Below are 20,415 nucleotides of genomic sequence, written 5' to 3'. Positions count from 1 at the left end.
CTTACTTGTCGCCGCTGCGGGCGAGCTTGGCGATGATGAAGCCGGCGGCGAAGGCCACGCCGAAGGAGGCCAGCGGACGCTCGCGCACCAGTTCGGCGGCGCTTTCGATCAGATCGCGGCCCTTGTCCATCAGCGCATCGACTTGCTCGCGCGCCGCGCCGCCTGCGTTCTCGGCCGCGGCGATGCCGGCCAGCGCGCTGTCGGCCAGGCCGGACTTCACGTTGGCCTTGCCGATCTTCAATTCTTCGCCGGCCACGCCGGCGGCGTTGCGGATCGCTTCGCCGGCATCGCTGGCGGCCTGCTTGAGATGGGTGCCGGCTTCGCCGAGGTTGCTCTTGATGGCGTCAGTCGAGGTAGGGGTCATCGGGTGTTCCTCCGTGCTGCATGGAATGGAACCGCTGAACGAGTCCAGGGTTCTAGCGGGCCGTCGCGGGGCCGGGCGGTGCCCGGCCTTCGACGGTGGTAAGCGAAGCGCCGCGCGCGACGCTCGGGTGCAACGGATTGCTTGTCGGTGGAACTTCCGGACCGGCCGGCGCGCGGGCCGATGGATTCCGGATCGTCGAACCTCATCGCCGCGACCGCGTTGACGGATCCGACATCGATCGAGGCAGCGCGATCGATCAGGCATCGCGCCGCGTGAACCGATCTTAACGGCCGCGCGTGTCGATGCGGCTATTGCATCTGCAGGTTGCCGCCGCCGTTGCCGCGCTGGATGCGCAGGATCAACTGTGCCGGATTGCGCGTGAAGCTCGCGCGGAAACCCGGAAGATCGTCGAATTCGCCGCTGCTGGCCGCAAGAACGATGTCGTCCTTGCGCAAATTGTTCGCCTCGGCGCGACTGCCGCGGGCCACGCTTTCCACCACCACGCCGGAGAAACCCGACTGGCGCAGGCGTTCGGGCAATTCGCCGAAGGTCGCACCGCTCAGGCGCGGATCCAGCTCGGTGCCGGCGATGGACTTGGGCTGTTCACGCAAGGTGGCGTTGAGCTGCAGCGGCTGGCCGTCGCGGCGCACCTCCAGCGCGATCTTGCTGCCGATCGACTGCAGGCCTTCGAAATTGCGCAGCGCATCGCGCCCGTCCAGGCGCTGGCCGTTGGCGCCGAGGATCACATCGCCCGGCTTGAGCCCCGCCGCCGCCGCCGCGCTGCCGGCGAACACGCGCGAGACCAGCGCGCCGCGCGCTTCGCCGAGCTTGAGGCCGGCGGCGAGCTGCGGCGTCACGTCCTGCGTCTCCAGGCCCAGCGTGCCGCGGCGCACGACGCCGTTGTTGGCGATCAGCTGGTCCTTGATGTTGCGCGCCAGATTGACCGGAATGGCGAAGCCCAGGCCGATGTTGCCGGCCATGCTGCCCTGCGGATTGAAACTGGCGGTGTTGATGCCGACCAGCTCGCCGTTGAGATTGACCAGCGCGCCGCCGGAGTTGCCCGGGTTGATCGAGGCATCGGTCTGGATGAAGTTCTGATAGCCCAGCCCGCGCAGGCCGCTGCGGCCCACCGCCGAGACGATGCCCGAGGTCACGGTCTGGCCGATGCCGAACGGGTTGCCGACCGCGACCACGAAATCGCCGACCTTGAGCCCGTCCGAGTCGGCCAGGGCGATCGCGCTGAGGTTCTGCGCCGGAATCCGCATCAGCGCCACGTCGGTGTCCGGGTCCGAGCCGATGAAGTCGGCCTTGACCGTGCGCCCGTCGGCCAGGGTCACCGAGACCTCGTCCGCGCCTTCGATCACATGGTGATTGGTCAGCACGTAGCCGTTCTTGGCATCGATGATCACGCCCGAGCCCAGCGACTCGTTGATGCGTTCCTGCGGGATGTTGGGAAACATGCGGCGGAAGATCGGGTCGTTGGCGAAGGGATTGCGGATGCGCACGGTCTGCTTGGTGTGCACGCTGACCACGGCCGGGGTGACCTTCTGCAGCATCGGCGCCAGCGAGGGCAGGGCTTGTCCGCTCACCGAGGCCGGCAAGGCGGCGGTGGTGGGGACCGGCAGCAGGGCGGAGGCGGCCGGCGAGGCCTGGGCCGGGGCCTGCAATCCGTCGCGGATCGCGGTGGCGGCGAAGCCGCCGAAGGCAGCAGCCAGGGCAAGAGTCATCAGGGTCGGCAAGGGGCGCATCGCGTTGCGGTTCCGGGTGAGCGTGAAAGGGAGCGGAGCGGTCTGACTAACGATGTGGGGCGCGACTGGGCGGAGCCAACCGCGGCGGTGCGATCCACCGCCGGCGGGCGACGGACTTGGACCGCGGCCGCCGCGACTCGTTCAGTGCGCGCCGCGTTCAGTGTCGAAGACGGGCAATAAATAACCGATGAAGTGCTTCGGCGCAGCGTCGCCATCGCGCGCCGCCGCGACAACGGCCATCGGAGGTGCATCCAGGCACGGCTTATGGCGCGTCGGGACTGAATCGGGCGCGCCGCGGGATACGCAATTTGTGACGGGGCCATGTCGCGAAAAGCGTGATAGTCATCAACAAGCCGTTGACTTCCAGGAAAGCCGGGCGTAGCTTGAGTTCCCTGCGGGGCCACAACATCTAGTGGTTGGTTCCGTGGAGGGAGCCCAAGCGTAGGGGTTCAGCTTGGGATGGTCTCAGCGTCTCCTTAGAAGTGAGCGGGCTCATGACGAGAGCGGACGCGAACCTCAAAACATCCAAATCAGCCGCTCGCGGCGCGTAACAACGCGCTCGCGCGCTTTGTCGTCGGCGGGGGGCTGACGACGGCCGAAATCCCCGCGCCGGACCTGGTCCGGCGCAGGCTGCAACACCCGCGACGGTCCGTACACATGTGAATCGATACACAACATGTAGGTAAGGAAATCCGAAGCGGGACACATACGATCGTCCCGATTACCGTTCGACCCGATCCAACCGCTTCACCGCAGCACCGCGACACCACCGGCTACACCCCGATTACCTCGTACAAAAAAGAAACCACCGGCGGCGGGCGCAACCCAACGGCCCGCCGCCAATAGAAGGAGATGAAACAGGCATGAGCACCGTGCGCCTCGAGGCGGTCAAGAATCCGGCGGCAGAGCAAGAGATCGCCCTGCAGCCCGCGTCCCAGGACATCTGGGACAAGAAGTACCGCCTCAAGACCAAGAGCGGCGAAGCGGTAGACGCCGATATCGACGGCACCTATCTGCGAGTCGCCCGCGCTCTGGCCGACGCCGAGCCCAACGCCGAGAAGCAGCAGTACTGGTACGAGCGCTTCGCCTGGGCCCTGCGCCGCGGCGCGATCCCGGCCGGACGCATCACTTCCAACGCAGGCGCCCTGGAACACAAGCCGGCGACCTCGACGATCAACTGCACCGTCTCGGGCACCATCGAAGACTCGATGGACGGCATCCTGGAGAAGGTCCACGAAGCCGGCCTCACCCTCAAGGCCGGTTGCGGCATCGGTTACGAATTCAGCACCCTGCGGCCGCGCGGCGCCTTCGTCGCCGGCGCCGGGGCGTACACGTCGGGTCCGATGTCCTTCATGGATATCTACGACAAGATGTGCTTCACCGTGTCCTCCGCCGGCGGCCGCCGCGGCGCCCAGATGGGCACCTTCGACGTCAGCCACCCCGACGTGAAGGACTTCATCCGCGCCAAGCGCGAAGACGGCCGCCTGCGCCAGTTCAACCTGTCGCTGCTGATCACCGACGGCTTCATGGACGCGGTGAAAGTGGACGCCGATTGGCCGCTGGTGTTCCCGGTCAACATCAAGGAACGCGGCGACGTCGATCTGGACAACGCCGAGCAAGTGATCTGGCGCGATTGGCCGACCACGCGCAACTACATCGCGCGCGAAGACGGCCTGGTCGCCTGCAAGATCTACGGCCACATCCGCGCGCGGCACCTGTGGGACATGATCATGGTCTCGACGTATGACTACGCCGAGCCCGGATTCATCCTGATCGACCGCGTCAACGAGATGAACAACAACTGGTGGTGCGAGACCATCCGCGCCACCAACCCCTGCGGCGAACAACCGCTGCCGCCCTACGGCGCCTGCCTGCTGGGTTCGGTCAACCTGACCAAGTTCGTGCGCAACGCCTTCACCGACCGGGCCGAGTTCGACTGGGAGGAATACAAGGAAGTCGTGCGCGTGTTCACCCGCATGCTCGACAACGTGGTCGAAGTGAACGGCCTGCCGCTGCAGCAGCAGCGCGACGAGATCATGCGCAAGCGCCGCCACGGCATGGGCTTCCTCGGCCTGGGCAGCACCGTGACCATGCTCAAGATGAAGTACGGTTCGGCCGAATCGTGCGAGTTCACCGAGCGCATCGCCCGCGAAATGGCCGTGGCCGGCTGGGAAATGGGCCTGGCGCTGGCCAAGGAGAAGGGCGCCGCCCCGATCATGGAAGAGCGCTTCGAGGTCACCGCCGAGATGCTGCGCAAGCGTCCGGAGATGAAGACCGACGGCTGGAAGATCGGCCAGGAGATCCCGGGCAAGGTCCTGCACGCCAAGTACTCGCGCTACATGCAGCGGGTGGCCGAAGTGGCGCCGGAACTGGTCGAGGAGCTGGCCGACATCGGCAGCCGCTTCACCCACCACAGCTCGATCGCGCCGACCGGCACCATCTCGCTGTCGCTGGCCAACAACGCCTCCAACGGCATCGAGCCGTCCTTCGCCCATCACTACAGCCGCAACGTGATCCGCGAAGGCAAGAAGTCCAAGGAAAAGGTCGACGTCTATTCCTTCGAGCTGCTGGCCTACCGCGAGCTGATCAACGCCCGCGCCATGCCGTTCAGCGAAGAGGCCGACTCCAAGCTGCCCGACTACTTCATTTCCGCCGACGACATCAGCCCGAAAGAGCACGTCGATGTCCAGGCCGCCGCGCAGAAGTGGGTCGACAGCTCGATTTCCAAGACCGCGAACGTCCCCACGGACTATCCGTACGAGGACTTCAAGGACATCTACCGCTACGCCCACGAGCAAGGCCTGAAGGGTTGCACCACCTTCCGTTTCAACCCGGCCGCCTTCCAGGGCGTGCTGGTCAAGGAAGCGGACCTGGAGAACACCACCTACCGTTTCGAGCTTGAAGACGGCAGCGTGCTCGAGGTCAAGGGCAACGAACAGATCGAATACGACGGCGAGATGCACACCGCCGCGAACCTGTTCGACGCCCTGAAAGAAGGCTATTACGGCAAGTTCTGACGGCGCGCCCGCCGCGCGCGGCCCAGGAAGTCGGATCGATTCCGGGGACGCGCAAGGCGGGCGGTCGCGTTCAGCCGCGGCGCCCGCCGAGCGTCTTCGCGCAGGCCCGCGACCGGTCCGGTCCGGCGCCCCGGGCCGGCGCCATCGACCGCCCCGGACGCGCTGACAACCGCGACGAATCTCCCGGATGCGATCGGGTATGAGCCGCCACTGTTTTTCTCTCGCGCCACGGGTATAGCATCACTCCGGCAACACCCCGATTGCTGCACGTAGCCACGCGTACCGCTATTAGAAATCGCCCACCAGGAGGGCATCATGAGCAACGGTAATGGAGTGACGGCAACCCTGACCCAGGCCGCCGAGAACGTGAAAGAAACCGCGTCCAACATCGGCAGCGCCATCGCAACCCGCGCTGAAGAAGCCGTGGCCTCGGTCAAGAAGACCGCGACCAAGGCCCGCAAGGCCGCCAAGAAAGCCGTCGGCTCGGCGAAGAAGAAACTCGCCTCCGCCAGCGCCAAGGCCAAGAAGGAAGCCACCGCGCTGAAGGACAAGGCCACCGGCAAGAAACCGGCCAAGAAGGCGGCGAAGAAGGCCGCAAAGAAAGCCGCGCCGAAAAAAGCCGCGAAGAAAGTAGCCAAGGCCGCGAAGAAGGCGGTCAAGGCGGTGAAGAAGACCGCGAAGAAGGCGGCCAAGAAGGTAGCGACCAAGAAAGCCGCGACCAAGAAGGCGCCCGCGAAGAAAGCCGTGAAGAAGGCCGCCGCCAAGAAGGCGACCAAGAAAGCACCGGCCAAGAAGGCAGCGAAGAAGGCCGCCAAGAAGAAGGCCTGATCGCGACCGTCCTTCCCTCTCCCGTCCGCGGGAGAGGGCTAGGGCGAGGGCCGCGCATCGCGCCGGCCGGAAAATCCAGCGTCACCCCACACCAGAACACGCAACGCAGTAGGAGTCGGGCCCATGGCCGTCAAGATCGAAAAGAAAATCAAGGGCTACAGCGTCGTCACCCCGGAAGACAAGGCGAAGGAAGCGGCGAAGGCAGCCGCGGCCAGCGTCGCGGCCGTGAAGGCCGAGGAACCGGCAGACAACGTCATCCAGATGCACGAACGCATCGAGCGTCCCGAGATCCTGATCGGCTCGACCTACAAGATCAAATCGCCGCTGTTCGAGCACGCGCTGTACGTGACCATCAACGACATCGTGCTAAACGCCGGCACCGAACACGAATCGCGCCGTCCGTTCGAGATCTTCATCAACTCCAAGAACATGGACCACTTCCAGTGGATCGTGGCGCTCACGCGCATCATGTCGGCGGTGTTCCGCAAGGGCGGCGACGTGACCTTCCTGGTCGATGAAATGAAGGCGGTGTTCGACCCGCGCGGCGGCTACTTCAAGGCCGGCGGCGTCTACATGCCGTCCCTGGTGGCCGAGATGGGCGCCATCGTGGAAGACCACCTCAAGTCGATCGGCATGATCCACGACCCGGAGATGAGCGACGCCCAGCGCGAACTCATCGCCGAGAAGCGCGCCGCCTACGAGCAGCGCGGCGCAAAAAAAAACTCTGAAGTAACCCGTTCGGCCAGCATCACCGTGGTCGAGCCGCGCAACGAAGACGTCACCGTGACCGGCGACGGCGCCTCGTTCCCGCCTTCGGCCACGGTCTGCCACAAGTGCAGCACCAAGGCGCTGGTGCTGATGGACGGCTGCGCGACGTGCTTGAACTGCGGTTATTCGAAGTGCGGTTGAGGGTGCTTCGGCCGGCGGCTTGATCGTCTTGTTCGCGTCCACAATTCATTCAAGCCGAAGCCGCTTCGCGGCTTGGCCTAATTCAGGCATTAGGCCCTTCCATGAAGCTACTGGAACCATTTCGCCACCCGGCCGTGGTGGTAATGCATCTTCCAGGTGACTTCACGCGTGTTCGGCTCTTCACGCTCGCACATGGGGAGGGTTGGTGGGAAATTCCAACAGAGTCAATTCCACATCACCTGCGAAATCTGGGTAGCAAGTTGCTGGTCACCGTCTCGCGCTTCTCGGTGGAGGAGGATGACCTCATCGTCGATATCCGAAACCAGGTTCACAGTGTCTTGGTCGAGGCGTTACCAGTCTCCGAAGGGCAAGGTGAGTAGTCCAATGCCAGCGGTCTTTCCCGTTTCTGTCGCCGAGCACTCGGCTCATATTCGGACTGAGCAATACCACACGTCTGTGCGGACATCTTAAAGCCGCGAATTGGCATCCAGAAGTTGCCAGTACCTGAAAGGGGCCCTCCGGAGCCCTTTTCCTTTTTCGACAAACCGCTTCTGCTTAAAGCCGGCCGTGGTGGCTACGAAAGGTTGGAGTTCAGTGCTCCCAAACGCTGGGTATTCCATGTCTCCGGAACGTCTCAACGACGGAGATTTGCCTAGGGCACAATAGGCAAAAGGGGAGGCGCTGAATGTTCGCGCAGAATCTGGAACCGCTCACCATCGCACACAGAAGCATGTCCTGGACCGAGAGACAGGGCAGTGGATGACCCTGGTCAAGTACCTGGGGAAGTGCGACTACGGGACGGTCATCGAGCAGAAACGTGTTGGTCTGAAGCTTGCCGCAGGGGAGCTACGTTACGTGTGCCCGATCTGCCTGCTCGGCCAAGCGTGGCGAGGTTGTACTACGGCTTGGATGACTTCATGCCGCTTGTCAACAGCCTGTACCACCGCCGCAAGAACGTGTTCTTTTGAGCGCCAGATCTTATCCGGCACGACAAGTTACTGCCGACACTTTGGCGGACCGAACCTCGTAAGTTTGAGGAACCAGGAGTGCCCGATGAGCATCTCCCAATATCGAAGGCTTCGCCAACAGCGTCGTACGTCGTCAAGCAGGCCTTCGAAGAGGCTGACAAGCTGATCGCCACGAACGGCCCGTCAGTGCGATAGATCAACTCATACCGTGCTGCACGGTTATTTGCGCGATACCTCTACTCAGGCACGAATACCTTCCGCAAGCGAGGCCATCCACGCAGCCGCCTTCTAAACCTTGTGCGCTCAGCACTCCGCCGCAACACAGCAAGCGACAGTGAATTGAATGGAACACCAAATGGACTCAACCACATCCAACAAGGAGAACACGCAGTGATCAGCAACGCGATGAAGGTTTCGTTTGGCATGGCCATCGGCGCTATCGGCGCACTTGCAACGCCCGCACAGGCCGCATCGCTGGACCCCACGTTCGGTTCGGCAGGCATCACCTCCACCGCATTCGGCAACTACGGCGCCGCCGCCCGGGTTGTTATCCAGGCAGACGGACGGATTGTCACCGCCGGCCAGACCGCGCTCGGCGAGTTCGCGCTGGCGCGTTATACGGCCAGCGGCGTGCTGGATACCAGCTTCAATGGCACCGGCAAAGTCACCACCACACCATCGGGCAGCTGCTCGGGACAGGCGCGCGCACTCGCCCTGCAGGCGGACGGCAAGATCGTCGTTGCAGGCACCTCGTGCCCGAACTTCACCTCCACCCGCAACTTCACCATTTATCGCTACAACACGGATGGTTCGCTGGACACCGGCTTCGGCAGCTCGGGCAAGGCGACCGTCAATTTCTACGCGGGGGCTTCGGAAGCCTACGCCGTTGCCGTACAGGGCAGCTCGATCTGGGTTGCGGGCTATGCCGGTTCCGGCTTTGCGCTGGCGCGCCTTACCAGCGGCGGAACCTTGGATTACAGCTTCGGCAGCGGTACCGGTACCGTCACCTCGGCGGTCGGCACCAGCTCGGCCTTCGCCAACAGCCTGGCCATCCAGGCCGATGGTAAACCCGTGCTGGCCGGCTACGCGTCGAGCGGCGGCACCGTGTTCGCGTTGACGCGTTACACCATCAGTGGCGCGCTGGACACCACGTTCGGTACCGGCGGTAAAGTGCTGACGAACGTGGGCGGCAACTCCTCCATCGCCACTTCGCTGGCGATTCAAAGCGACGGCAACATCGTCGCCGCGGGCTACGCGAAGAGCACGAGCGCCGGCTTCTACCGATTTGCCGCCGTTCGTTACACAAGCGCCGGCGCGCTGGACAGCTACTTTGGATCCGGCACCGGCAAGGTCCTTACCGCCATCGGTAGCGGCGATGCGATCGGTAGCGATGTCGCCATCGACGCCAACGGAGGAATCATTGTCGGCGGCTACTCCAATGCGGGCAGCTATCGCCAGTTGACCTTGAATCGCTACGACCAGTACGGCAACCAGGACGCCAGCTTCGGGCCTGTCTCCACCACCGTCGGCAGCGCGAATGCCGCTGTTCAAGGGCTCGCCCTACAAAGCGACGGAAAAATCGTCGTGGCGGGCTATGGCAACTCGCCGTCGGCCTTCGTTGTTGCGCGTTACCAATAAGCTGCCGCTTTTAGGCGTCGGCTAGTAAGGAATAGCGCCTTCTGGGAAAACCCACAGGCGGCTTGAAACACGAAGGGCTCCCACGCGGGAGCCCTTCGTTTTTGTCCACGAGCGCTGGCGCCGGGCGTCCACGATGAAGTGCGCGTGGGATCCCGCGAGTATGTGGTGCCGATCGAAGACGGCTCGCAAGGCCGGCATGCCTTGGCGCTTGACCCCGGCGCCGGGCGGCGGCACCGCTGCAGGCATCCGATTCTCGAAGCCGGCGATCGCTTGGCGCATCATCGCCCCGGCAGGAAGTCGCGTGTGTTGATGTCCAGCGGCGTGATCGCAGCGCCGTCGCTCCGACCTAATCCCGATCATGCGCAAGGTAATGTCGTGGCGTCGCAATCCGAAACGCACGAATGAACACACAAGCGTTCAGCAAGGTGCCTCAGGTCACGCTCGTCTTCTGGCTTATAAAAATCCTGGCCACCACGTTGGGCGAGGTCGGCGGAGATGCCGTGTCGATGTCGATGAACCTCGGTTATCTGGTTGGAACCGCGATTTTCTTCGTGCTGTTCGCGGCCGCGGTGTGCGCGCAGATTCTGGCGCGCGGCTTCCGGCCTTACCTGTACTGGGCGACCATTGTCGCCAGCACCACGGTAGGCACCACGCTGGCCGACTTTGCCGACCGCTCGCTCGGCATCGGCTACACCGGCGGATCGGCGCTGTTGCTGAGCTTGCTGGCGATATCCCTGTATGCCTGGCACAAGACCTTGGGCTCTATCGCGGTGGAGACCGTGGCCGAGCCCAAGGCCGAGGCCTTCTATTGGCTCACGATCATGTTCTCGCAAACGCTCGGAACCGCCTTGGGAGATTGGGTGGCGGATACCGCGGCGCTGGGTTATGTCGGCGGGATGGTCGTCTTCGGCGCGTCGCTCGCGATCGTCGCCGCGCTCTACCTGGGTACCCGATTCTCGCGGACGGCGCTGTTCTGGGCCGCCTTCATCCTGACCCGGCCATTGGGTGCGGTCGTCGGCGATTTCCTGGACAAGCCCGTGACTCACGGAGGCCTGGAGTTGAGTCGTTACACCGCGTCGCTGACGCTCGCGGCCGCCATCGCGCTATTCGTCTACGTCTTTCCGCAGCGTGCGGCCGCCAGGGCGCATTGAGGCGCCGGCCATCCAGGTCGTCGAATCCGGTAAACGCTTCGCGGCTTCAGCTGAGGGTTTCAAGCTCAAGCTCCCCAGTCCGATGCCGTATCTCAGGTACATAGGGCCGAACAGAGGCTCGGCGCTGGCCGGGTCGGTGATGCGCGCCTGTTGCCAGATATAGACGAACCCCTTATCGCGCTCCCGGCTGCGATAGAACCCGGATTGCCTGCGCAAGATCCGCAATAGTCCGGCATGAAGAGCGGCTTGCAGGAGCGGCGGAAAGTCATCGCCGGATCGATGGTAGTAGCACACCGATTCGCCATCGGCTTCGATGAGGGCCCGGATCAGGTGCGTCACCTGCGCGGATGTGCCCACGTCGGTGCAATCGATAGATCGAATCTGCGTCATCAGCAGCGCTCCTCATGTTGCGCGGACAATCCGCCGGGCGGCGCGGGTTCGGGGACGCTCGGAAGATCACTGGCCCGAATGCTCCGACTTAGGCCGCCGGCGGTGCTGCGGCCCGTTCGCACGGCGCGAACAGGTCCATGTCCTTGCGATAGACGTTGGTCTGAACCTGCATGAGGCCGAGTATCGAATGGAACAGGTTGTCGTGGCTCGCCGGCTTCGCCGATTCCGCGCGCAGGCATTGCATATCCACGCCGCGGCTACCGATGAAGCCGGGCGACATCCACATCACCATCGGCACCTTGATCTGGGTCTTCGGGGCTATCGAGTACGGAACCCCATGCAGGTACAAGCCATTCTCGCCCAGAGACTCGCCATGGTCGGACACGTAGATCATCGCGGTATCGCGATCGGCGTCTTCGCTGAGGTAGGCGATGGTCCGGGCCAGGAACTCGTCGGTATAGAGGATCGCGTTGTCGTAGGCATTGACGATCTGCTCGCGGCCGCACTGGCCAAGTTCTCCGGTGTCGCAGGTGGGCGTAAACACGCGCAGGCGCGGTGGATAGCGCAGGTAATAGCTCGGGCCGTGATTTCCCAACTGGTGCAGTACCACCACCGCGTCTCCACCGCGCTTGGCGATGCGTTCGCGCAGGCCGCGCAGCATCACTTCGTCGAGACAGCCGTCGGCATTGCAGAACTGCGGATCGGTGCCGTGCTCGAAGGATTCGAACGGCAAGTCCTTGCAGGTGTTCTTGCATCCGGTCTGATTGTCGCGCCATAAAGTCTGGATGCCGGCGTATTCGAGCACGTTGAGCAACGACTCCGAGCCCTGGATCAGCGCCTTGTCGTAGTTGCGGCGGCCGTAGGGCGAGAACATGCACGGTACCGACACTTCGGTGCTGCTGCCGCAAGCGGTTACGTCGGGGAAGTTGACCGGCTGGACTTTCGCCAGTTGCGGCGTGGTCTGGCGCGCATAGCCGTTGAGTCCCCAGTTCTGCGCCCGCGCGGTTTCGCCCACCACCAGGATCAGCAGGCGCGGCTTGGCTCCGGCGGCGCGGCCGACAACGCGCGCGTCCTTGCCGATCGGCTCGCGGCCGCGCACTTTCGACGCCGAATCGTCGAGCAGCACTCTCGGGATGGCGACAAGGTAGTTGGCCGGCGTCACCAGGTGGCGAATTTCCTTGTGATTCCGAAGCAGCGCGGACACATCCTGGAACGAGGCCATCAACGCCAGTCCGGTAATCAGCACAAGCCCCAGCAGCACGCCGAGCCGGATCGCCAGCGCGCGGCCCAGCGGTTTGCGTTTGATCCGTACCCGCCACAGCAATGCGGCGGGCAGCGCGCCATACAGCAGAACCGACAGGATCATGCTCCAGGTAAACAGCTCGCGAGATTCCTTCGTGTCGGACTGCATTACGTTGCGGATCATTCCGGTGTCCAGGTAGACGCCGTACTGATTCATGAAGTAGGCCGCGGCCGCGGTGACCAGCAGCACGAGGGTGAGGACGGGCTTGACCGTCCAGCGGTTCAGTACGATGCCCAGCAACAGCATCGTGATCGCGACGATGGCCACGAAAAGGCAGACGGCTATCAGCACGCCGTTTCCGTTGCTCAACGCGCCCGCCTTCGCAATGGCGCGCCAGAACGAGCCATTGGCGGATATGGCGAAGAACACACTCGCCAACAGTGCGATGGTTTCGACGCTCAATTCCGGACGCCAGGATGTCAGCGCGGACCAGCGCGACGGCGACGCCGCAGTCGCGCTCACTGCATCGGTCTCAAAGACGCCGCCGGTACCGGTTCGGGCGCTTTCGCCGCTGTAACCGGCGAACGCCTGCCTCCCATCGCCAGATACAGCGCCAATGAAGAGAACCAGCTGATCGCCAAGGTCCAAAGATCGTGGGACAGGAAGTGAGCGCCGCGCAATTGCTGCGAGAAGCCGAACACGATGCCGACACTCAGCCCGATCGTCAGGCCGATCCAGCGGCGCTGCGGTTGCGTCATCAGGAAGAAGAAGTACAGCGCCACCCACGCATAGCCCGCGCTGGCGTGGCCTGCGGGGAAGCAGATCCCGCGCGCCATCGCCGCCGGGCGCAACGCGAACAAGCCGAAGTACTCGCGATTTCCGCCGTATCGGCTCAGGTCCCAGGGGCAATCCATGTTGGTGAGCGACTTGAGCCCCGACACCAGCGACACGGCGATCAGCGTCGCCAGCAGCAGATAACCGAGCGGCCGACGCCATTGCGACAGATTCGGGCGGAACCGCGCCGCCAGCCAGAACGCCAGGACGCCGAGCCACGCCGCGGTGCTCGCGTCGCGGCCGAATTGATGAATCACGCTCTCGGTGAGAAAGGCGCGCTGCAAGGCCCAGCGACTTCCTTCGAGCGCATAGAGGCGATCGGCCAGCCAAAAATCCCCGCCCAGCGACATGGTGCCGACGGTCAATGCGGCGAGCGCGATCGCGGGCCAAAGGAAATGCCGATTCAGAAACCGCTTTTCGCTGATGGCGTCGCGCCCGGAGAGTTCTGCGCGCGGCGCTGCGCGCGTTCGAGTTCCGCGCTCGGCGGAAGAGGCGTTCGGATCTTCTGATGGCATGGAAACTCGCGACAAAGCGAAGGCGGCGAACTGCAGCGGCCGTGATCATCGTGCGTGCGCTGTCGGAGCACGGTCGGAACGCAATTCGCAGTTCGTTAATCGCCAGGATTTCTCACGCTTTATTCCACCAGCGGATCACACATGGCCTTTGCCCTGCGTTCGTCCGTTCGCGTCGTTGCTGTTCTGACACTACTCCGACGTGGCTGTTGGCACGCTTCCCACGATCCGGACCGGGTCGGCTTGCGAGTTTCCGCACGATCGAGGGGGATCGTGTCCAATCAGATCGAAGCGCACCGCCATCGCCCAGTCAGTGCCTGGGCCGCTGGCGAGGCTCTGTGCAGTCGCGTTTCCCGCGGTTCTGATCGCCTCTTCAATCGAGATATCGATGTATGCGTCTGCTGGTGGTGGAAGACAATCGCAACTTGGTAGCCAACCTCTTCGATTATTTCGAAGCCAGGGGCTATACGCTGGACGCCGCGCCCGACGGACCGACCGGGCTGCATCTGGCCATCACCCAGCGCTACGACGCGATCGTGCTGGACTGGATGCTGCCTCGGTTGGACGGACGCGAGGTGCTGCGCTGTCTGCGCGAGGACGCGGGGTCCAACGTGCCGGTATTGATGCTGACCGCGCGCGATGAGCTGCCCGACAAGATCGCCGGGTTTCGCGCCGGAGCCGACGACTATCTGACCAAGCCCTTCGCGCTTCCCGAGTTGGAAGTGCGCCTGGAAGCGCTGGCGGCTCGCGCGAACGGCCGCGGCCGCGCGCGCGTGCTCGAACTGGCCGACCTCAAGCTTGACCTGACCACGCTGGAAGTCAGCCGTGCCGGCGATGTGCTGCATCTGTACCCGGCCTGCCGGAAATTGCTCGAAGCGCTGATGCAGGCCACTCCGGCCGCGGTCACTCGCGAACGCTTGGAGCATGCGTTGTGGGGCGACAGTCCGCCGGACGGAAACATGCTGCGCTCGCATATCTACGAGCTGCGTCGCGCGATCGACGGCCCTTATCCGGTCAAGTTGATTCAGACCTTGCCGCGTGTCGGATATCGAATCGCCGTGCCAAGCGGCGTCGATTGATGTCCTCGCCGCTCCGCCCGGTCGATTCCGACAACGATCCGAATGCAGTCGTGGAAAAGACTGGACGGAAGCCGGCTCGATCGAGTTTGCAACGCCGTATTCTTGTCGGCCTGATTGCTTACACCACGCTTCTTTCGACGGCGGTGGTAGTGCAGGGCTTCATCGTCAACGATCATGCCGAACACCTGGTCTGGACCTCGCTCCTCGACGCCGAGCTCGATCACTTCGTGGAACGCTCGCGAACCGACGCCAACTACCGGTGGACCGACACGAAATCGCTGAGCCTGTACGACAGCACCGCGCCGCGGGAGATTCCATCCTCGTTGAGAAATCTGGCGCCCGGCGTGCACGACGGCGTCATGCTGGACGGCAGCGAACAAGTGGTCATGGTCCGAAACGTCCCCGGTGGGCGCCTGACGTTGGCGCTCGATATCACCGATATGGAGCACAACGAACTGGACATGGCGCTGACGGTGGCTGCCGCCGCGGCGGCGACCCTTTTGCTGCTTACGCTGATGATCGGTTGGGGCGTGCGGCGTCTGGTCCGGCCGCTGGTCAAGATGGCGCAAGGCATCGGCAGCCTGCGGCCCGACCAGCCCGGCCAACGCATCGAAGTGCTCGATGCGGCGAGTTCGGAACTGGTCGTGATCGCCGAGGCCGTCAACGACTATGTCGAGCGCAACGACCGTTTCGTGGAGCGCGAACGCGTGTTCATCAACAGCGCCAGTCACGAACTGCGAACCCCGGTCGCGGTGATCGCCGGCGCCGCCGAACTCGCCTTGGGGCAGGCGGGGCTGCCTGCGGGCGTGCGGCAACAGCTCGACCGCATCCAGCGCACCGCGCGCGACGTCGAGCAGCTGATCTCGCTGCTTCTCATTCTGGCGAAAGATCCCAAGCGGCTTGGAGCGAGCGCGGACGAATTCGCGCTCGACCATCTGCTGCCGGAAATAGTCGAAGACCATCGGCACCTGACCCGGGACAAGGACCTGACCCTGACGATCGCCCCGCTGCCGCGTTGCGATATCGTCGCGCCGCTTCAGATCGTCCAGGCCGCCATCGGCAATCTGCTGCGCAACGCCATCGAGAACAGCGACCGCGGCGAAATCACGATTCGGCTGGAGCCCGCCGCGACCGTCGTCATCGAAGACCCGGGGCATGGCATGACGCCGGAGGAAATCAGTGCGATCTACGCGCGCGTGGCGCGGGGCGGACGCGAAGGCGGCGGTATCGGGCTGGATCTGATTTCGCGGCTGTGCGCGCACCTCGGTTGGAGTTTGAGCTTCGATGCGGCGCAGCGCGGTACGCGTACCACGCTTGTCCTGACGCCTCGAAACTAGCGGTCTCATGGCCGGGCCGTGAACAGCGGCGGACGCGAAACGCGCGGGCCGGTGCAGTATCCAGCTCGGTCATGTATGAGCGTCATCCTGTCGAAGCCAGACGAATGCAGCGGCTCGGGCGCTGAGCGCCGGCTACTTCCACGCAGGCGCGCCTCCGCTCTATCGCCGCAACGCTTGAGCACCGGGTGAGGTCGAGCCGGCGGCGGCGCCGGATCGGCGCGATCGGGCCCGCGCCGCCGGCGCTACGACATTTGTCCGACACCGCCGCGCCCGATGAGTCGCTATCATCGGGCCATGCAAACTATCGATACTCGCGCGCATTTCGCCGCGTCGCGGCGCAACGAGCTCATCGCGTTTTGGATAATCGCCGCGCTGGTCCTCGGCGTGGGATTGGGCTTGCGCGATCCATGGCCGGCGGACGAGCCGCGGTTCGCCCTGGTCGCGAAGCAGATGATCGAAAGCGGCGACTGGCTGTTTCCGCACCGTGGCCATGAGCTGTACTCGGACAAGCCGCCGTTGTTCATGTGGTTGCAGGCGGCCGCATACCGGATTGTCGGGAACTGGCGCATCGCCTTCTTGCTGCCCTCGTTCCTGGCCGCGATGGGCACGTTGTGGTGCGTGGTCGATCTGGGCCGCAGGCTGTGGACGCGACGCGCCGGCTTGTATGCCGGGTATGCGTTGCTGTTCGCCATGCAGTTCACCTGGCAGTCGAAGAAAGCGCAAATCGATCCGATGGTGGTGTTCTGGATCACCTTGGCCAATTACGGATTGCTGCGCCACATGCTCGATATGACTCGGCAGCGCCGTCCGAACTGGCCGATGTGGATGCTGGGATGGGCGGCGGCCGGATTGGGCACCATCACCAAGGGCGTAGGAGCGATCGCGTTGTTGATGCTGATCCCGGCCGGCGTCGCGTCGTTGCGCGGGTGGGAGGTAAAGGTGCATGCGGCGCGGGCCAGATTCTGGCTCGGCCCGCTCGCGTTCGTGCTGGCCGCGTGCGTATGGCTGGTGCCGATGCTGATCGCGGCGACCGGCCACAGCGGCAACGGGCCGGATTACTCCAATTACGTCAACGATATCCTCGTGCGCCAGACCGCCAAGCGCTATGGCGCGTCGTGGGACCACGGCCAGCCGTCCTGGTATTTCCTCGAAGTGATGGCGACGATGTGGCTGCCCACCCTGCTGGCGCTGCCCTGGGCGATTCCCGCCTGGCGCCRCCGGTTGCGGCGGCGCGATCCGCGTTATCTGCTGCCGTTGGCGTGGTGGATTCTGGTGGTGGTGTTCTTCACCATTCCCAACGGCAAGCGCGACATGTACATCCTGCCGGCGTTGCCGATGCTGGCGCTCGCGCTCGGCGCGTTGTTGCCGGGATTGGCGCGCAAACGATCGGCGCAGTGGACCGCGCTGGTGTTTACCGCGGTGCTGTCCGTTCTGGCGTTCGCCGGCGGCCTGGCGATGTGGTTCGGCGATCCGGGATTCGAGCGCCGTTTCGTCGCGGAACGTTCGTTGGAAGATGTGTCGCAGGCGTTGGCCGGCAGTATCGTCGTCGTCGGCGCGTGGGGCATCGCGTGCCTGTTGTGGACAAGGCGCAGGCGCGCCTTCATGGGCCTGGCCGCGACGTTGACCGGATTGTGGATCGTGTTCGGTCTGTTGATGGCGCCGCTGCTCAACGACTCTTCTTCCGGGCGAGGGCTGATGACCGAAGTCGGCCGGATCATCGGCCCACGCGCCGAACTGGGGCTGGTGGCCTGGAGAGAGCAGAACCTGCTGATGGCCGACCGCAAGGCGGCCGAGTTCGGGTTCAAGGTCGGCTTTCCCGAGCAGATGCGTCGTGGCTTGCAATGGCAACGGCAATCGCCGCAGACGCGTTGGCTGCTGATCCAGGACCTCGCACTGGCCCCTTGCATCGATATCGCCAAAACGCAGCACATGGGGCATGCCAATCGGCGGGCATGGACATTGGTGCCCGGCGACGCCGTCGCCAATTGCCACTAAGTGCAGCCGGCCGGGTTTTTCCGCGGCCGGCAAATAAACTGAGGCTTGGTTCGTTACGCTGTGAGTGAACTCACCGAAGGATGGATTCCTTCGAGAGTTCGTCTCGAACCGCCTCAGAACCGGTACGTCACCGCCACGCGCACATTGCGCGGCTCGCCCCAGGTGTAAGTGCTGTAGGCGTTGAAGATCGTGTAGTAGCGCTTGTCGAACAGATTGCCGATGTTGAGCGTCGCCGACAGTTGCTCGCTGACCTGATAGCGCGCCATCGCGTCGAACACCCAATACGGCTGGGTGCGATGTTCGATCGTGCCGAGCGTCGGGTGCGGGATATCGCCCCAGGTCGGGCTTTGCCAGCGCGCGCCGCCGCCGACGGTCCAGCCTTGCAGGCCGCCGCGCAGGCGGTAGCTGGTGTGCACGCTGAACTGGTCTTCCGGCTCCAACGTCGAAATCTTGCTGCCGTCCTTGCGCGCGATCTTGTGCGCGTAGCCGCCCTGGATCTGCCAGCCCGGGCGCAATTGGCCGGACAGTTCCAGCTCGTAGCCTTCGGTGCGCACGCCGGGCAGGGCGCGATAGGCGATGCCGCCGCTGGGCGTGCGGCCGCCGGTCGGATCGGGGTAGTTGTCCTGATCGAGCCGGAACACGGCGGCGCTGGCGTTGAGGCGGCCGTCGTAGAACTCGCCCTTCAGGCCGAGCTCGTAATTGCGGCCTTCCAATGGATCGAGCCGGCGCCCTTGCTCGTCCTGATTGCTTTGCGGCTTGAAGATGCTGCTGTAGCTGACGAAGGCGGACAGGTTGTCGTTGAGGTCGTAGACCGCGCCGGCATAGGGCACCAGGATGCCGCTCTTGTCGATATCCACGGCCTTGTAGCTGGCGATGCGGCTGCCGACGATGAGTTTCAACGGATCGGCCACATCGAAACGGCCGACGATGTACGCGCCGCTCTCGCGGGTGACTTCGTCGTTGGCGAACGCCGGCACCCAGGCCGGTTCCGGAATGTCGCCGTTCCAGCTGCGGTAGTCGGGCACTTGCAGCGGATAGTCGGCCGGCGCGAAGTAGCCGTCGTTGGTCCAGCGCTTGCGCGACACGCTGCCGCCGATCACCAGCTCGTGCTCGCGGCCCAGCCAGGCGAACTTGCCGCTGAGGTAGACATCGGCCGCATTGCTGACGGTCTTGCCGATGTACTGGCCCAGCCACAAACCGACGCCGGTGCCGGTGACCGGATCGGGATTGCCGGACGCGCCGGCGCCGAGCGCGGCGTCGTAGCCGTTGACCTGATGGTTGAGCTGCAGCTTGGCGACCCAGTCGTTGCCGAAGTGGTGTTCCAGCGTGGCGAAGCCGGTGCGGGTGTACTGGCGCCAGCGGCTCCAGCGCGCGCCGTTGTTGAACGAGCGCGGCTTGCGATTGAAATCGCCGCGGCTGTCCAGCAGTGGGATGCCGCCCCAACTGGAACCGCGCGGATCGCTGTCCTGATAATCGGCGCCGACGGTCAGCAGCGTGGCCTCGCCGATATCGGCTTCCAGCACGCCGTACAACACTTCGGTCCGGCGCTGATAGTGATCGGTGTGCGCATGCGCATCCTGGTAGGTGGCGACGGCGCGGCCGCGGATGCGGCCGTCGGCGCTGAGCGGGCCGCCGATATCGAACTCGCCGCGGTAGTCGTCCCAGGAACCGGCGCCGAGCGTGACGCTGCCGCGCACCTCGTTGCGCGAAGGTCTCTTGCGGATCAGGTTGATGGTGGCGCCGGGATCGCCGATGCCGGTCAGCAGGCCGGTCGCGCCCTTGAGCACTTCGACGCGGTCGTAGATCGCCATGTCGCTGAGCGTGTTGCCGGCCGAGTAGGCCGAATCGCGCTGCATCGGAATGCCGTCGTACTGGAAGTTGTTCACCGGAAAGCCGCGCGCGTAGTACTCGGTGCGCTCGCTGTCGTAGGTCACGATGCTCAGCCCGGGCGTGACGCGCACGACATCGTCGATGCCGGTCAGGCCGAAGTCGTCCATTTCCTGGCGGGTGATGACGCTGATCGTCTGCGGCGTCTGCCGCGGCGTCAGCACCAGGCGCGTGGCGGTGGCAATGGTGCCCGGCGTGTAGGCGCCGCTGCCTTCGGTGACGGTGCCGAGCTGGTTGGCGGTGACCCGCACCGTTTCCAGGGTCTGCGCTTCGTCCGGCGGCGGCGCGGGTTCATCGGCGGCCCGCGGCGACTGCGCCCAGGCGGCGCCGACGCCGCTCAGGCCGAGCGCGCCGGCCGCGAGCGCGATGCGCAAGCAGGCGCTCAGCGACCGCGCGGAGGCGGCGCGGAACAAGGGATGAGGAGGGAGCCCACGCAGGGCATAGCGAACGGACATGGCAAGCGCTTCCAGAGAGAGTGGTTCCTCTGGCGGCGGCTCGAGGGGGCGTCGCGCGCG

15 protein-coding genes are annotated in these 20,415 nt (G+C 64.5%); 9 read left to right on the top strand and 6 right to left on the bottom strand.

Going from position 1 to position 20,415, the window contains the following annotated elements; translation table 11 throughout:
* Window position 1 precedes the first annotated feature (1 nt).
* Entirely contained in the window at window positions 2–364 is a 363-nt protein-coding gene (locus tag AB4Y92_RS13755) for a hypothetical protein (RefSeq protein WP_215057153.1), read from the bottom strand.
* A gap of 308 nt (window positions 365–672) precedes the next feature.
* Window positions 673–2,112: a Do family serine endopeptidase gene (locus tag AB4Y92_RS13750; RefSeq protein ID WP_441820171.1), complete on the bottom strand. Its 1,440-nt coding sequence runs from the start codon at window positions 2,110–2,112 to the stop codon at window positions 673–675.
* Window positions 2,113–2,975: 863 nt separating this feature from the next.
* Between AB4Y92_RS13750 and AB4Y92_RS13745 the strand changes: the two genes are divergently transcribed.
* The 6 genes from AB4Y92_RS13745 to AB4Y92_RS13720 all read left to right on the top strand — a co-directional run bounded on the left by AB4Y92_RS13745 (window position 2,976) and on the right by AB4Y92_RS13720 (window position 10,623).
* Complete coding sequence (locus AB4Y92_RS13745; protein WP_441820170.1) at window positions 2,976–5,129, top strand: adenosylcobalamin-dependent ribonucleoside-diphosphate reductase; 2,154 nt, start codon at window positions 2,976–2,978, stop codon at window positions 5,127–5,129.
* 315 nt (window positions 5,130–5,444) lie between these two features.
* Window positions 5,445–5,957 (top strand): hypothetical protein, encoded by a 513-nt coding sequence (locus tag AB4Y92_RS13740; RefSeq protein WP_441820169.1) that lies wholly within the window; start codon window positions 5,445–5,447, stop codon window positions 5,955–5,957.
* 123 nt (window positions 5,958–6,080) lie between these two features.
* On the top strand, window positions 6,081–6,866 hold the full coding sequence (locus tag AB4Y92_RS13735; RefSeq protein WP_441820168.1) for a TSCPD domain-containing protein: 786 nt from the start codon (window positions 6,081–6,083) through the stop codon (window positions 6,864–6,866).
* 101 nt (window positions 6,867–6,967) lie between these two features.
* The gene (locus tag AB4Y92_RS13730) at window positions 6,968–7,246 is read left to right on the top strand and encodes a hypothetical protein (protein WP_441820167.1); all 279 of its coding nucleotides are present in this window, start codon (window positions 6,968–6,970) and stop codon (window positions 7,244–7,246) included.
* A 978-nt stretch (window positions 7,247–8,224) separates the two neighbouring features.
* Window positions 8,225–9,472, top strand: coding sequence for a delta-60 repeat domain-containing protein (locus AB4Y92_RS13725; protein WP_441820166.1), 1,248 nt, complete (start codon window positions 8,225–8,227; stop codon window positions 9,470–9,472).
* A 401-nt stretch (window positions 9,473–9,873) separates the two neighbouring features.
* Window positions 9,874–10,623 (top strand): COG4705 family protein, encoded by a 750-nt coding sequence (locus AB4Y92_RS13720; protein WP_441820165.1) that lies wholly within the window; start codon window positions 9,874–9,876, stop codon window positions 10,621–10,623.
* Here the strand turns inward: AB4Y92_RS13720 and AB4Y92_RS13715 are convergent.
* The 3 genes from AB4Y92_RS13715 to AB4Y92_RS13705 form a co-directional block, all read right to left on the bottom strand.
* Complete coding sequence (locus tag AB4Y92_RS13715; RefSeq protein WP_441820164.1) at window positions 10,576–11,013, bottom strand: hypothetical protein; 438 nt, start codon at window positions 11,011–11,013, stop codon at window positions 10,576–10,578. The genes AB4Y92_RS13720 and AB4Y92_RS13715 overlap by 48 nt on opposite strands.
* An 88-nt stretch (window positions 11,014–11,101) precedes the next feature.
* Window positions 11,102–12,778, bottom strand: coding sequence for a phosphoethanolamine transferase (locus AB4Y92_RS13710; protein ID WP_441820163.1), 1,677 nt, complete (start codon window positions 12,776–12,778; stop codon window positions 11,102–11,104).
* Window positions 12,775–13,620, bottom strand: coding sequence for a phosphatase PAP2 family protein (locus tag AB4Y92_RS13705; RefSeq protein ID WP_441820162.1), 846 nt, complete (start codon window positions 13,618–13,620; stop codon window positions 12,775–12,777). The genes AB4Y92_RS13710 and AB4Y92_RS13705 overlap by 4 nt, the downstream gene beginning before the upstream one ends.
* Before the next feature lie 374 nt (window positions 13,621–13,994).
* On the opposite strand from AB4Y92_RS13705, the gene AB4Y92_RS13700 reads away from it, so the two are divergent.
* From AB4Y92_RS13700 to AB4Y92_RS13690, 3 genes are all read left to right on the top strand, one after another.
* Window positions 13,995–14,681, top strand: coding sequence for a response regulator transcription factor (locus AB4Y92_RS13700; RefSeq protein ID WP_441820161.1), 687 nt, complete (start codon window positions 13,995–13,997; stop codon window positions 14,679–14,681).
* Between the two features lie 50 nt (window positions 14,682–14,731).
* On the top strand, window positions 14,732–16,018 hold the full coding sequence (locus AB4Y92_RS13695) for a sensor histidine kinase (protein WP_441820257.1): 1,287 nt from the start codon (window positions 14,732–14,734) through the stop codon (window positions 16,016–16,018).
* 294 nt (window positions 16,019–16,312) lie between these two features.
* Window positions 16,313–18,013: an ArnT family glycosyltransferase gene (locus tag AB4Y92_RS13690; protein WP_441820160.1), complete on the top strand. Its 1,701-nt coding sequence runs from the start codon at window positions 16,313–16,315 to the stop codon at window positions 18,011–18,013.
* A 113-nt stretch (window positions 18,014–18,126) separates the two neighbouring features.
* Here the strand turns inward: AB4Y92_RS13690 and AB4Y92_RS13685 are convergent, their stop codons facing one another.
* Window positions 18,127–20,355, bottom strand: coding sequence for a TonB-dependent siderophore receptor (locus AB4Y92_RS13685; RefSeq protein WP_441820159.1), 2,229 nt, complete (start codon window positions 20,353–20,355; stop codon window positions 18,127–18,129).
* Window positions 20,356–20,415: the final 60 nt, after the last annotated feature.

The sequence above is a fragment of the Lysobacter sp. TAB13 genome (assembly GCF_052113885.1).
GTDB lineage: Bacteria > Pseudomonadota > Gammaproteobacteria > Xanthomonadales > Xanthomonadaceae > Lysobacter > Lysobacter gummosus.
Note: the sequence above shows the minus strand (reverse complement) of the source record. Positions and strands in the feature narration are given on the sequence as shown.